The organism is Candidatus Binatia bacterium (genome assembly GCA_029243485.1).
Taxonomy (GTDB): Bacteria; Desulfobacterota; Binatia; order UBA12015; family UBA12015; genus VGTG01.
On sequence record JAQWRY010000073.1, the window covers coordinates 1 to 13,783 of the forward strand.

13 protein-coding genes are annotated in these 13,783 nt (G+C 65.8%); 3 read left to right on the plus strand and 10 right to left on the minus strand.

Annotation, left to right across the window (positions count from 1 at the left end; all coding sequences use genetic code 11):
• Positions 1–169: 169 nt before the first annotated feature.
• Positions 170–1,966 (minus strand): hypothetical protein, encoded by a 1,797-nt coding sequence (locus P8R42_20875; GenBank protein ID MDG2307053.1) that lies wholly within the window; start codon positions 1,964–1,966, stop codon positions 170–172.
• Positions 1,967–2,106: 140 nt separating this feature from the next.
• Complete coding sequence (locus P8R42_20880) at positions 2,107–4,281, minus strand: sulfatase (GenBank protein ID MDG2307054.1); 2,175 nt, start codon at positions 4,279–4,281, stop codon at positions 2,107–2,109.
• 75 nt (positions 4,282–4,356) lie between these two features.
• On the opposite strand from P8R42_20880, the gene P8R42_20885 reads away from it, so the two are divergent.
• Positions 4,357–4,623, plus strand: a complete 267-nt coding sequence (locus tag P8R42_20885; GenBank protein ID MDG2307055.1) for a hypothetical protein — start codon at positions 4,357–4,359, stop codon at positions 4,621–4,623.
• On the opposite strand, the gene P8R42_20890 is transcribed toward P8R42_20885, so the two are convergent.
• Positions 4,606–6,177, minus strand: a complete 1,572-nt coding sequence (locus P8R42_20890) for an aldo/keto reductase (GenBank protein ID MDG2307056.1) — start codon at positions 6,175–6,177, stop codon at positions 4,606–4,608. The two genes, P8R42_20885 and P8R42_20890, sit on opposite strands and share 18 nt — an antisense overlap.
• A 1,309-nt stretch (positions 6,178–7,486) precedes the next feature.
• Between P8R42_20890 and P8R42_20895 the strand changes: the two genes are divergently transcribed.
• Positions 7,487–7,669, plus strand: coding sequence for a hypothetical protein (locus P8R42_20895; protein ID MDG2307057.1), 183 nt, complete (start codon positions 7,487–7,489; stop codon positions 7,667–7,669).
• A 60-nt stretch (positions 7,670–7,729) separates the two neighbouring features.
• Here P8R42_20895 and P8R42_20900 read toward each other — a convergent pair whose 3' ends face one another.
• Positions 7,730–9,160, minus strand: a complete 1,431-nt coding sequence (locus tag P8R42_20900) for a hypothetical protein (GenBank protein ID MDG2307058.1) — start codon at positions 9,158–9,160, stop codon at positions 7,730–7,732.
• Between the two features lie 166 nt (positions 9,161–9,326).
• Between P8R42_20900 and P8R42_20905 the strand changes: the two genes are divergently transcribed.
• On the plus strand, positions 9,327–10,583 hold the full coding sequence (locus tag P8R42_20905; protein MDG2307059.1) for an aldo/keto reductase: 1,257 nt from the start codon (positions 9,327–9,329) through the stop codon (positions 10,581–10,583).
• Positions 10,584–10,591: 8 nt separating this feature from the next.
• Here P8R42_20905 and P8R42_20910 read toward each other — a convergent pair whose 3' ends face one another.
• From P8R42_20910 to P8R42_20935, 6 genes are all read right to left on the minus strand, one after another.
• Positions 10,592–11,608, minus strand: coding sequence for a haloalkane dehalogenase (locus tag P8R42_20910; GenBank protein MDG2307060.1), 1,017 nt, complete (start codon positions 11,606–11,608; stop codon positions 10,592–10,594).
• The gene (locus tag P8R42_20915) at positions 11,586–12,017 is read right to left on the minus strand and encodes a hypothetical protein (protein MDG2307061.1); all 432 of its coding nucleotides are present in this window, start codon (positions 12,015–12,017) and stop codon (positions 11,586–11,588) included. The genes P8R42_20910 and P8R42_20915 overlap by 23 nt, the downstream gene beginning before the upstream one ends.
• A gap of 200 nt (positions 12,018–12,217) precedes the next feature.
• The gene (locus tag P8R42_20920; protein MDG2307062.1) at positions 12,218–12,541 is read right to left on the minus strand and encodes a multidrug efflux SMR transporter; all 324 of its coding nucleotides are present in this window, start codon (positions 12,539–12,541) and stop codon (positions 12,218–12,220) included.
• Positions 12,542–12,574: 33 nt separating this feature from the next.
• A complete protein-coding gene (locus tag P8R42_20925; protein MDG2307063.1) occupies positions 12,575–13,144 on the minus strand; it encodes a TetR/AcrR family transcriptional regulator in 570 nt (189 codons plus the stop codon).
• Between the two features lie 84 nt (positions 13,145–13,228).
• Positions 13,229–13,468, minus strand: coding sequence for a hypothetical protein (locus P8R42_20930; GenBank protein ID MDG2307064.1), 240 nt, complete (start codon positions 13,466–13,468; stop codon positions 13,229–13,231).
• Positions 13,469–13,532: 64 nt separating this feature from the next.
• Complete coding sequence (locus tag P8R42_20935) at positions 13,533–13,745, minus strand: hypothetical protein (protein MDG2307065.1); 213 nt, start codon at positions 13,743–13,745, stop codon at positions 13,533–13,535.
• Positions 13,746–13,783 lie beyond the last annotated feature (38 nt).

Genomic DNA, 13,783 nt, shown 5'->3' on the forward strand with positions numbered 1-13,783 from the left:
TCCATTGGGGCGACCGGTGGAGCGACGGGCCTCTTCGAGCACGCAAGTGATCGCCTTGCCGCGCGTCGGTGGCCTCCAGCATCGGTACGCGTGGGCGGAGGCGGCGTGATCGTGTCGCGGACGGGTTCTGAGAACGCACAGGGAGCAATGAGGCAAGCCCGGGAACGGCTCAATCAGCTCTTCGGGGTCGACACGGCGGCGCCGCCCGCAGTTCCTCAAGCTGGTAGACCGTGAGAAACTTGTCCTGGAAATGAGGCCGCGGCCGCAGGCGCTTCGCGAACGGACTCGTCGGCGACAGGCGGTCGTGGTGCACGACGACGAAACGGAAACCGTCGAGCGCGAGCCCGTCGAGCGCCGCGGCCGTTTTGGCGAGAGAGGCCGCGCCGCATGGGGGGTGTACGCCACGCTTCCAATGCGAGAGCAGGTAGTTCGCATCGACGTACCGATACGCATTCGCCGGCATTCGTCCGGAGATCCCCTCGGCGATCGGTCTCCCGTGGATCGACTGGAGGTACATGTACCGCTTCGATGGCTCCCGTCCCATCGGGAGATCGATCAGGGCGCCGCCGTTTGGTTCCGCCCGGAGCGTTTGGTGGAAGGGGCTCGCCTCGAGCAGGGCTCCTCGGTAGGGCCCGTTCGAATACTCGAAGAGTAGGAGGGCGCAGCCCGCGGTCGCGAGGACCGCTACGGTGCGCCGTGAACGGTCTCGCAGGAAACGGTCCAGCCCCAACGCGGCGCAGACGGCAAGTGGTAGCAGGGCACCGAGCATGAAGTAGTCGGGGCGTCCGACGGCTCGAATGGGCGGCAGCCAGGCGACGAAGGCTCCTGGTAGAGGGATCGAGTCGTAGACGTGCCCGTTCAGTCGGAGGACCGGGCCGAGGCTGAGCAACACGAAGCCGACCCCAATCGAGAACCACAGCACGACCCGGGCTCGAGCTGTCGACCGAGCGAGCGCGAAGAGGGTGAGAAGGAGGGGAAGGGCCCCAAGGTACGCCGGCCACTTCCTGTTCATGCCGAACGCCGCTGTGACCTTCGCCACAAGGGGTCCGAACACGGGATGGAAACGCGGGGGCGTAACGAGCGATAGGAGGTCGGTTTGCCGGCTGTCGGCGCGGTACTTCGACTCGATCGCGAACGAGAGCCCGTCGCCGTCGAAGAAGATCGGCGTGAGACGGATAGCGAGAGTCACCGCGCAGACCACTCCGAACGCAAGGGCAACGCGCCAAAAGCCCGCGGTACACCATCGCTGTCTGGTCAGCGCGCCGTGCAACGCGAGCGGCCCTACCGTCAAGATCGTAAAGACCATGATGTACAGGCTGGTGAAGGTTGCGAGGCTCAGCATCAGCGACGCCGCGACGGCGCGCCCTACGCTCGCGCGTTCGATTGCCTGGATCGTCAGCAGGGCGGTGAGCGGGATCGGAAACAGGTGCGCCAGGTCGGGATGCCCGCCGGACTGCGTGAGTGCATACGGCGCGAACCCGTAAACCAATCCACCGAAGATCGCCCCGGCGCGCTGATCGACCATCGTTCGAATCAGGAGGTACGCGCCGTAGGCGTTGCCGAAGACGGCGACGAGGATGCTTAGATTGTAGGCGACCACGCGGTCGACGACCGTGCCCAGCGTCGCCGAAGCCGAAGCGACGGTCCAGCTGATGCTGTGATACGACAGGTCGAGTCCGATCGGGTGGAAGAGCAGGTCGGAGCGCGTGAAGGACAACTCGGGGAAGGCGTGCGTCGCGACCCACCAATTGTCCCAGAGCTTGGCGTAGGTGTCGTCGTCGTGGCTAGCGAGCCACAAGCCGTCCAGGTTTGCGACGATGGGCCAGGTCATCACCGCGGTTGCGACTGCGAACAGGGCGAGCGGGCCGGAGTCACGCCGCAACCACTCGAACCACGCTCGGCCCAGAGCGCCGATCGTTCGCCGGGTCTCCGTCCCGCTCGCTGTGGGTTCCCGTTGGCTCGGCACGGGAGGACCCTACAAGGCCGCGAGCGGAGTGCCCAACGTTTCAGACCATGCCCGCGCGTATCGCGCACGATGCACGCGGCAGCGGGGGACACGACGCTTCGGTAACGGACCGCTTGGTCCCTCTGTCGAAGCTCTCGTCCTCAGAAGGCGTAGCCCAGCGCCCGCAGCCTCTCGGCGAGCGCCTCGTCGACCTTGCCGGCGTCGAGTGCCTCTCCCGGCTGCACGTACCAGATCCGCAGATGGGTCTCGCCGGCGTCGGCGACGCACGCGATGGCCTCGCCCGACTCCACGGTTGCCTCCGCGAACAACGATTCCAGGGGAGGGATCGGCCCGCGCCGAAGCGTGCTGCTGTTGCCGAGGGCGTAGGGGAGACTTCCGGACGCCGACCGGATCCACGAGCCGCCCTGGCTCAGCCCCGCGGCGTCGATCAGCAGCTCGTCCTCGTCATTGAAGTACGCGCCTTCCTTCCCCTGTCGGTCGAGCCGCGAGCGGTAAGTCGGCTCGAGTCCGAGGTCGACGTGCAGCTCACCCGCGCGTTCGCTCAGTGCGTCGCCGGCTTCGAGAGCGCGCGGCTGCACCGCTTCGGGCCGTACAGAAAGAACGAGGTTCACATCCGAAGGGCCCTCGTGCCCGCACACCCGGACGTGCAGATCCTCCTCACTCGCAACTGTCGCCGAGTCGAGCAACGTTCGTAGCTCCGTGGCCTTCTCCCGATCGGTCTCGACCCGATTCTGGAGCTCGCCTGGATCTTCGCCCAGGTGAAAGAGCATCTCCCGGTTTTCGAGCTCGTCGCGGATCAGCTTCCAAGGCCCGTCGACGACGGCGGCCAGCCGTTTGCCGTCGACGCGCAACGTCGCTACGTGCGGCCTCCGCCCGAGGCTCGGGGTGTTCTCCACGGCAAGAACGTCCGTCGGCTTCAGGTCTTCGGGAAGGGGGAGATCCAACGCGTTCAGCACTGTCGCCGGAAAGTCCGCCAGCGCCACGTAGTCGTCGATCCGCGTACCGGCCAGCGCGTTGCCCGGAAGCTTGAGCCACGCAGGTACGTGGAGCATCTCCTCGTAGAGAGTCTTCCCATGACGCACGCCACCGTGTTCGCCAAACTCCTCGCCGTGGTCGGAGACAACGAGGATCAACGCATCGTCGTACAGCCCGCGGGTGTCCAAGAAGCGGAAGAAGCGGCCGAGCTCGCGGTTTACGTCGAAGATCTCGCCCACATAGGCCAGATACCGTCGGCGCTTCGCTCGCTTTGCCGGGAGAATGTCCACCGCGGCCTTGGCGGCTGCGCGGCCCCATTTTCCCGGACGATACGGCACGTGGGGGTCGATGACGTGGATGTAGTGGAACGCGGCGTGGCCCTCGTTTCCTTCCACCGCGTCCTGGACCTGCAGGAAGACCGTTCTTCCGTCGGGCTTTGCCCGATTCCACTCCCCGGTCCCGAGATCCTTAAAGACGTCGAAGCCGCGCGCGAATCCCCAGACCGGAAGAACGTTGGGATTCGTCGTCCAGCCCATTGTCACGTAGTGACTGTCCTGGAAGACCTCCGGCAGTGTGACGAGTTCGGTGCCCAGGATGTCGTAGCGCCCGAAGACCCGGTGGCGCATGGGCGAGACTCCCGTGAGAAGGCTCGCGACCGAGGGGCGTGTCCATGACGTCGGTGCGCGCGCGCGTTCGAATGTAATTCCGTCTCGTTGTAGGCGGCCGACCCCGTCTCGGAGCTTGCCTTCCGCCGAGAAGGTCCGAACCTCTCTGATGCGCGTGGTGTCCACGACGATCACGAAGACCAAAGGGAGACCCTGCGGGGCCTCGCTGCCGATGAGAAGGGGCGAGGAGATGCACACCGTGTCGTCCTCACGGACCGAGGACCAGTCGACGTCGAGGACCGCGTCACGGTAGAGCCCTTCGAGGGGCAGCTCGCAGGCGTGCCACTGGTTAGCCGCCGTCGGCTCACCGAGATCGACGGCGCAGCGGCGCTCCGACTGCGCCAGGAACCGTCGACCATCGCGCAGCCTGAGCTCGACGCTACCGGAATCCATCGGACGCGTGGACGAGACGCTCACGTCGACGTGTAACGTGCCGCGCGCAAGGTCCCCGAGTTCCACGTCGCCCGGCTTTTCGAGGCAGAATCCGAGCCGCGTGGTACCGGCCACGTCTACCGGGGCGAGCTCGACGTCGGGCGAGCCCTCGAGCGGACGTTCAAGACCCGCGTCCGGAGTCGAGCAGGCGAGCGCGGCGATCGCGAACCAGACGAGTCCGGCCCACGAGCGTGTCGCACCGGTGAACGAGGAGGCCGGCATGAGCGATAAGCCCCAATCCATAGCAGCCCGGAACCCGGCCGACAGCGGCGAGCGCGGTCGGCCCAGGTTCAGCCGGCTCTGTGGATGCGCCGCGCGATGAAGAGGTTGCCGGGCGCGACCACCTCCTACCTCGACCTCGAGACCGGTGTGGCGGAAGTTGGCGAAGGCGCCGCCGATCGCGGCGTCTGCCACGCTGAACGCGTCACCGACCAGGTACTCGTGGTCTCCGATGGTTTCGTCGAGTTAGGCGAACATTTCGGGGAGGTTCGCGAGAGCCTTCGCGACCGAGCACTCCTGCTTTCCGACCTGACTCCACGTCACGGCTCTGCGCTCCGCGTGGTGTGGCTAGACGAGGGTCAGTAAGTCGTGTGCGCCCTGGAGCCGCTCCTTGATCGGGATGCCCACCGGGCAGGAGCCGAGGCACGGGGCGGGGCAGGTCGCACAGAGCGACGCATTCTTGTCGAGCTTCGCGTAGGCTTCGAGGCCGACGCGCTCCGCGCGGTAATCCTCGAAGTACATCCGGTGACGGAGGATGTCGTTGATCGCGAGTTCCTCGGGGCAGGAGTCGAGACAGTCGCCGCAGTGCGGGGTGCAGTAGCTGCCGAGGATCTGCTGGTCGTACCGCTCGAGCCGCGCGACGTCGGTGCCGCCTGCCTTCTTGCCCGAGGCGTAGAGGTACTCGTCGACGTGTTGCATGTCCGAGAACGAGATCACCGCACACGACACGTTCGGGTTAGAGTGCACCCATTTGAGAGCCGACTGCGCGTAGGAACTCGCGTCGTCCCGGAAGCCCTCGAGCCCGTGGTGCTTTGCGCCCTTCAGCGTCTTCATTGCAACGACGCCCATGTCCTGCTCGTTGCGCGCCTTCTCGATGAGTGTGCCGAGTTCCGACCAGATCCCGTGGTGGTAGGCGACCATCATGACGTCGAACTTGCCGGATTCGATGGCAGTCGTGGCGACCTCGGGTAGACGGGGCGTGTGGCTCGAGAAGCCGAGGAAGCGGGCCTTGCCTTCGTCGCGAAGCTGCTCGAACGCGGTGTGCATGTTCGGATCCATCAACCGATCGACCTCGTCGCACGAGTGGACGTGAACCAGGTCGACGTAGTCGGTGCCGAGCCGCCCGAGGCTCTCGTCGATCACCTCTTTGTAGCGCTCGACGGGCGATCCTGCGGGAAGGTGGCCGATGGGGGTGCAGAACTTCGTGGCGAGGAAGACGCTGTCGCGTGGCACGCCTTGGAGCGCGCGACCGACAGCCGCTTCACTTCCGGCCCCGGCGTAGTCTGGCGCGGTGTCGATATAGTTGATGCCTCGCTCGAGAGCGAGCTGGACGATCTTGGTACCGGATTCGCCGCGGAGCGACCCCGTTCCGAGAACGGTGTCCGAGACCGGCCACTCGGTGCGTCCGAGTCGGCCGTAGGCGGCTACCCGGCTGCCTTTCCACTCGTCTTCCCAGACGGGGTGCGTCTTCACAACGTCGCCGCCGAAGACTTCGGTCACGGGTCGGTTCCAGCCGGGCTTCCCGGTGCCGAGACCGAAGAGCGCTCGGCCGAGCATGCCCGTGCCGCCCGCGATCAGTGCGGTCGCGGCGGTCGCGGAGCTCGCGAGGAACCAGCGTCGGTCGGACCGCTCTCCCTCGACACCCTCATTCTCCCGGTTCTGCGCGCGGATGGTTCCGCGCACGACGAAGAAGGTCGCGATCGCCATGGTGAGCACGAGCGCAAGGGCGAGGATCAATCCGCCGGCGGCCTTGTCGATCTTCGGCGAGACACTCGTCGCGACCGACTGGAGCGCGTCTCCGGCCGGGAAGTGGGACGAGTCGAGCCCGATCAACGAGTCGTACAGCAGGCTTCCCGAAACAGTGAGACCGACGAGGCCGCTGATCGCGATCGCGGAGAGAATGATGGTCCTGGTTCGCATGTAATCGCCCCTTCGTTTCGGTCGCCGCAGGTGCACGGGTCGCTCCAGAGCGACTATACGAAAACGGGCTGCGAGTACAAAAACCAGACTGACGGTGCGGAGCTCACGACCTGCCCGGTGAACGTCTCCAGAGGGGGCCGTCCGAGGGCCTCGCTGCAGGCGTTGTGGAAGTGATGCAGGCCGGGTTGGTTTCGCCCAAACACGATACCGTCGAGGGTTTCCCGGGGCCGGGTAGATGCGGATCAGCGACGCGCTGTTTTCGCCGACGTTGAATTGCACGTTCGGGAACTGGAAGTAGATCACGTTTGCGGACCCGGCGAGACTCCACTCGCTCTTGGGCTTGGTACAGATGGCATCGATGCCCTGGAAGGCAAACGCGAAGCGTGGTTGGGGCCGAACTCTTCGTGCGAAAGTGCGTCGCCGAGGAGTGCGTCCACGTCGGGGGCGCCCTCCGGTCTCGGGTGGACCCACAGTTGGTCGCATTTCTCGACGGGCCATTACATCACGGGCGATTTATCGATCGCGATCGGCGTTTGGGCGCGGCCCGCGCCGCAGGAGAGGAGGGTCTGTGGCGCGGGCCGCGACGTGGCGTGCTGAGGGACACGCCTGGGTGTCGATTGGGTGCCTAAAAGTGACGGCGATCGGGTACGTGACTTACGAACGTTCGGTTGGTTTTTTTGGAAGTCGCACGCCGGCAACGCGCGAACCCTGCGTTGCGGGCGCCTCGTTCGATGGGTCCTCGAGTCCCGTGCGCGGGGGGCAGTCGGGACAGCCTTGGACGACCTCGAGGCCCTGCTTCCCGTTGAGCCAACGGAACCGCATCTCCCCGCTGCAGCTGTCTTGGTCGAACGCGACACCGTCGGCCTTTGCGGGCGGGAACTCCCAATCGAGAGTGATCGGCGTCGAGTCGGGTGGGCTGATGGTGTCGTCGATGCAATCGCGGAAGCCGGGCAGGTACGTCGCGGCATCATCGAAGGTAGCGCGGGGCGAACCCTTGAGACCGACGGATACGATGCCGACTTGTTCGAACCCGTCGTCGGGACGCGGCGATCCGGACTACCGCGGTGTCTCGACGTTCGGGAGGCTTCTCGCTGAGAGCTTGGAGGATGAGGCTCCGGGGCCCCTCATCCTGGTCACGGCGAGTTGAAGTGCATGTCTATGCTCCGCAAGATCGGCGCCGGGTGGGGAGGACCATCTCGCGATTGCGAACCTGCTCGGGGAGTCGAAGCTCTCCCGGTGGAACGGGGAGGGCGCGTGAGGCCACGAGCTCCTCTTCCTGCCGGATGACGATGGGGACTTCTTGGTCCGAGTGAACTTGGTGACGGGCACGCGCGATGCGCCGATTGTCGAGTTGGCGTCGCAGATCTACCGTGGTCGCGGCGGTACGTTCGAGGTCGTCGAGGAGTTCCCGACGTTCGGAGGAACCAAAGCGTCGGCCTTCGAGGCGGCAGGCGTGCAGTTGCTCTCGGTCGCCAACAGCCTTTCGCCATAGGCCGGTTTCCGGACGGATACAGTGATCTACCGCTTCGACCGCTGACGTTTGTCGTCGCGGCTACGATTCCGGCCCGCTGCCGCGAACCGTCGTCGTCGAACGGCCGTCCTCCACGACGCAGGTGGTCGACTCCGTCTGTGACTGGGTGGGGTAGTAGAAGGCGAACAGGTTGCAGTGCTCGTTCTCGTCGGTGAACGGGCCGAACTCGTAGTCCCGGTCGCTGCGGTTGTCGTAGGTGCAGGTCCACCGAAGGCTCTCGTCGGTCTCGAATGTGGGCAAGGACATCGGAGAGTAGATCCGGAACTCCGGATCTTCATATCCCTCGTACTCGTACAAGGGCGGGCTGGCCGGGGCTCCGCCGTGCAGGCGCTCGGTCAGGAAGTGGCGTCCCCGGTAGTGGTAGTGCCCGGTCATGGCCATGATGTTGATCGGCTCCGGGAACGTGCACTCTCCGCTGCGCCTGGAGATCGAGTTCGCCGGGACGAGGACATCACGGTCCTGACCGAAGATGGACCCGGCGTGCGCTATTACTCTGTCTTCGGGCACGGTGTGCAAATTGACGAGCACGCGGGGCTTACCCAAGGTCTCGAGTCCGCCCACGTTTACGAAGTGTGTTTGCAGCAGAAGCTGCTCGCCTGCACGGAAGTGAAAGGCGACCCCTTCCGGGAGCTGCCAGTCGGTGCGCGCGAGCTGTGCGGCCGCGACGAGTTCCCACTGGTTGAAGTCGAGCGTGTAGTCGCAGTCGAACGATTCGTCGCGGAGATCGAGACCGGCGTCGAACGGGCGGTAGAGATGGATGTGGTGACTGCCGCCCGAAACTGCGACCTCGAACCGGTTCACCTCGAGGGAGACGTCGCTGTCGAGCTTGAACGTGTGGCACCGAGTCTCTTCGCTTCCGAGGGGGAGTGGGCGCGACGTGACGTCGAGCTGCACCCCGGTGCTCGGGGGTTCGAGCTCCTGTACTCCGTCGTCGGTTTCGGTCCCGAGGGCTCGGCCGTCGTCGCCGGCGACGCGGCCGGTGCGCGGAGCGCCGGCGAGGATCCACGCGCGGACCACCTGGGCTGTGTACTCGTCCAGCGGCGGCCCGCCGTAGGGCATGGCGACGCCGAGGTCGGGCGGTAGCTCGTCTTCGATCTTGTGGCACAGGAGGCTGCTCTCGGGGTCGCCGGGCAGGACGCGGCGCATCCCGGCGTCAGCTGCTGCGGGGTAGGACGGGGTGACGTCGACGAGCTGTTCGTACGAGAGCCCGGGCTCCAGGATCAGGTCGGCCGCGCGGCCTTCGGAGCTGTGGCAAGACTCGGAAGCGCAGCTGGCCGAGAAGACCTCCTCTTGAAGTCGGTCGAACGTGGACGACTCGGCCGGAGGCGGTTCGGGTACGGGCGCATTCGTCGCCGGCTCGCCGTTTCCGCCGCCGCACGCCAACAGGAGCGTGGCTGCCGTGGCGAACCCGATCCGGGCTGCGGTGCGCGTCTGTAAGATTTGATCCTTCATGTCCTCTGGCCATATTACCTGGGCCGGATCGACTGTGGAACCAGGATTGGAAGCCCCGTTCTCACCGAGCTCTGCACTGTCCGTGGTGGCTTCCATGGGGAGACGTATGCGCGGCGTGTTTTCTTCGAAGAAGCTTCGGGATACTCTCGCGCGAGCAGGAGGAAAGATGACGGCGAAGTCAGGACGGGACGACGACACCAAGCTCACGCGCCGAGCTCTGCTCACCTCGACCGGTGCGATCGCCGCGGGGGTAGCCGTGGCCGGCTGCGAGTACAAGACCCAGTTCTATCTCCTGAGCGACGCTCCGGAGTCAGAGGCGACGAATGCGAGCTGGCAGGGATCGTCGGTGGTAGCGCGTCGGCCTCTTGGGCGGACCGGCTTCGACATGTCGGACATCTCGTTCGGTACGTCGAAGCTGCAGGACCCGGCCGTCGCTCGTCGCGCCATCGAGCGTGGGATCAACTACTTCGATACTTCACCGGACTACTCGGATGCTGCGTCCGAGCGCGCCCTCGGCGAAGGGATCAAGGGAATCCCGCGCGACCAGCTCTTCATCGCGTCGAAGTTCTGCAGTCCCGACGGCCATCTGGACGACGACACCCCGGTGCCCGAGGTGATAGCCGCCGTCGAGGGGAGTTTGAAGCGGCTCCAGGTGGATCATCTAGACCTCGTGCACGTGCACGCCGTGAACTCCGTCGACCGCCTCATGGCTCCCAATCTCCACGAGGCCTTCGACCGCCTGAAGGAGCAGGGGAAGGTGCGGTTCCTCGGAGTGTCGAGTCATACGCCGCGCCTCGAAGAGGTCATGCGCCACGCCGTCGACAGCGATCGGTTTGACGTGATCATGGTCGCGTACAATTTCAAGAACTGGCCGAAGCTCCACGACATCTTCCATGATGCGCACGAGAAGGGCATCGGCGTCGTTGCGATGAAGACGCTGAAGGGTGCCTATCATTCGCAGCTGGCGGACTTCACCGCGACCGACCGCGAGTCCTTCTCGCAGGCGGCCTTCAAGTGGGTCCTCGCGAACCCGGACGTGAGCGGACTCGTCATATCGATCGCCCACTTTCCGCAGATCGACGAATACCTCTACGCCTCGGGCAAAGCCCCGACGAAGCAGGATGTCGCGTTGCTCGAGAAGTACGACGAGTCGATCGCGAAGGTCTACTGTCGGCCGGGGTGCGGAGAATGTCTCGAGAGCTGCCCGGCGGACGTCCCCGTCGATGATCTCCTACGGTACCGCATGTACGCCGAAAGCTACGGGCAGGAACGCGATGCGATGCGTGCGTACGCGAAGGTCGACCCGGACCGAACCGCGGCGAACTGCGCCACGTGCCCCGCGCCGTGCGAGCCCGCGTGCCCGTTCGAGATCCCCATTCGAGAGCGCCTCGTGGAGACGCACCGGCTTCTGCGCTGGGCCTGAGGCTGCGCTCAGCCCGCCTTGGTGCTCTTCATGAAGCCGGCGATGGTCTGAGCGAGTTCTTCGCCGCGGCCCTCTTGCAGGAAGTGGCCGCCGCCCTGGATCGTCGTGTGGGGTTGCCCCTTGGCGCCGGGCACACGTTCTAGGAAGGGCGCGTCTCGGCCCGCCGTCACCGGGTCGTTGCTCGAGAACGCGCACAGGAACGGCTTCTCCCACTTGGCGAACACCTCCCACGCCTTCAGGTTCGCGGGCAGCGACACGTCGTCGGGGAGCGTCGGCACCTGGCTCGGCATCGCCCGCGGACCCATCTTGTACGCGGGGTCGGGGAACGGCGCGTCGTAGGCGGCGATCTCCTCTCCCGACAGTTGCCGGCCGTCCGTCGTGCCACCGATCAACATGCCGATGGGCAGATCTTCGTTGTCCCAGCAGAAGCGCTGCCAGTAGACGAACTTCTGCTCGGGCGGCTTGTCTCCGCCCATGAGATTCGCTGACATGACTTCGATCGTCGGGGTGGGCATCGTGCGGCGCAGCTCTTTGGCCGCAGCGATACGGTCTTCCGGAATGTTCTGTGGAATGGGGATGCTGGTGTTCGCGATCGCGACTCGAACGAATCGCTCGGGGTTCTCCGCCACGAGGCGGAGTCCGATGAGTCCGCCCCAATCCTGGCCGACGAACGTTGCGCCCTGGACCTCGTTCGCCGTGAGCCACGCCGTCAGCCAGTCGACCTGGCGCTGGTAGGAGTAGTCCTCACGCGCACCTGGTTTGTCGGAACGGCCGAAGCCGACGAGATCCGGCGCGAGCACGCGGTAGCCGGCACGCGTGAACACCGGAATCATGTGACGGTAGAGGTAGCTCCAACTCGGCTGGCCGTGCATGCAGACGATCGTCTCGCCATCGCGAGGGCCTTGGTCGATGTGGTGGATGCGAAGCATCTGGCCGTCGCCGGCCGGAACGTCGGTGTAGTGCGGATCGAAGGGGTAGTTGGGCAGGTTGGCGAAGCGTTCGTCAGGCGTGCGCAGGATCTCCATATCCATCTATTGGCGTAGTTTGTGCCATAATGTCAACCGTGTGTTCAGAGCCGGCATCCGGGCGGGGCGCCTGGCGGATCCCGCGGGGGCCGCCGCGCCGGCCCCCGCGGGAGGGGGGCTGCGCGGTGCGGCAGGGTCCACCCTTGCGAAGGGCAGAGAGCGCGCTGCGCTCGTCCATTCTCGGCGTGGTCACGCCGCTCTTCGGATCGCGGCACGGCGGCTCGGTGCTGCGGAGTGCTCCCACGATGGCGTCAGGCGTTGCCTTGGGAGCCTTCTGGCGAAGCGCCTCGATCGCGAGTCGTTGCTCGAGTAGGGCCGCTTCGTCGGGGAGGAGAGACTCGACAGCGCAGTCGACGGCCAACTCGGGGATCACCTCGAGGTCCATGTTCTCGCGGGCGGCCGCCGTCATGGCAGGAGAAAGCTCTGCCGCGTGCGCGTCTGTGTTCTGAAGTCAGAGCAACAGAAGAATCGTGAGGAGTACCTGGATGGGGCGGACGGCAGTCGCGGGGACGAACATCAGCGGGATCCTCTCGAACGCGCGGCTCCGCGTTGCACGGAGCCGGGGATGAGCCCGCTATCGGCTTTCTGCGGCGCGCGCCTAAGGTCGCCTCACGCCGCGCCGGAGTAGCCGGCGACGAGCGCGACGCCGAGCGCGACGAGCACGATGCCGCCGATGGCGGCGGGGTGCAGTGCCTCTCCGTACACAGCCCACCCGAGGAGGGCGACGAGGGCCGTTCCAATGCCCGCCCAGGCGGCATAGACGACGGCGATTGGCAGCTCCTGCAGGGAGAGCGAGAGACAATAGAATGCGGTGACGTAACCGAATGCGACGATCGAAGCGGGGAGGGGGCGTGTGAACCCCTCGGTCGAGCGGAGCGTCAGCGTCGCCACGACCTCGGCGAGAATGGCGACGGCAAGCCAACGAGCGCCCATATCAGACTCCGAGGGTGGAACACGCGTGATTCATCATGTTCTCGTCATCCCCTCCAGCGCCCCGACGACCTGGCGGTCGAGCGTAGGGTCGACGCGTTTCAATCCGAGCAACGAAGAGAGCCACAAGCCATCGGCGGCGAGCCGGACGATCGCGGCCTGCACCGGGTCGACGGCGTCGTCCTGGATGCGGCGATGCCATTGCGCGAAGTGATCCTGCAGGTCCGTGAGGCCCGATGTGTTGCCTCCGAGTCCGGCGAGCAGGCTCGCCATCAGCTGGCCGGATTGTCCCTTCGGTTCGCCGTCGGCGGTTACGGTCGAGGCGAGATAGGCGCGGGCCCAGCGCCCGCGACCGTCCGGTTCGTCGTCCGCGAGATCGCTCTGGGCCTGCTCGAACTCGGCCAGCATGCGGTCGGTCAGGCCCGCGACCAGCGCCTGCTTCGAGCGGAAGTGGTAGAGCAGGCCGCCCTTGCTCACTTCGGCCTCCGCCGCGACCGCGTCCAGAACGAGGCCCGCCGGCCCGTGCGCGAGGAGTCTCCTCTCGGCGGCGTCGAGGACGCGCTCGCGTGCGCCCCGTATCCGTTGATGTTTTCCCGAATCCACCATTGCGGAAAGTGTATACCGTCCAGCCGGTATAGTCGCAAGAGATGGGTTCGATTCCGGGCTCGTCGAGCGCGCGGTTTTCGCTCCTCAGAACCCGGCGTCGAGGAGGATCAGCGCATCTTCTGACGTCCGGCTGCGAAAGTCGGCAAGGGTCGACCTGGCGAGCCACGCGTCGGCTTCGGAGCGGTTGGATACGCGGTACACGAACGCGCCCTCGATCGCGTGCATCGCTCCGTCGAGGCTGCCGCCGTTGAGCTGCGCGTCGACGGCAAGCTCGAGCAGACTTTCCCGTGTTGCGGCGAGCGTGGCGACGTGAAGGATGTTCACCCCAGTGCTCCGCTCGGACGGGCTTCTCTGCGGCCGTGAGCTGGCCGCGCTTGAGGCCGGGGAATCACCAGATGATGTTGAAGGTGACCGACTCGGCGGGCAAAACGAGAACCGAGACGCGGACGGTGAAGGTCGTACAAATCCTGCCCGGCGTGAACTTCGCGCGCGATCTCTCGACGGCGAGTGCGTCGTGCTTGTTCGTCGGAACCGATTCGTTCCGTTGCAGCAGGGGACCTGCGGCACGGACATCGAGTTTTCGTGGTCGAACGCGAAGCAAGCGTGGGAAGCGTCGGCTGGGTGTGATCCCTATCCGGA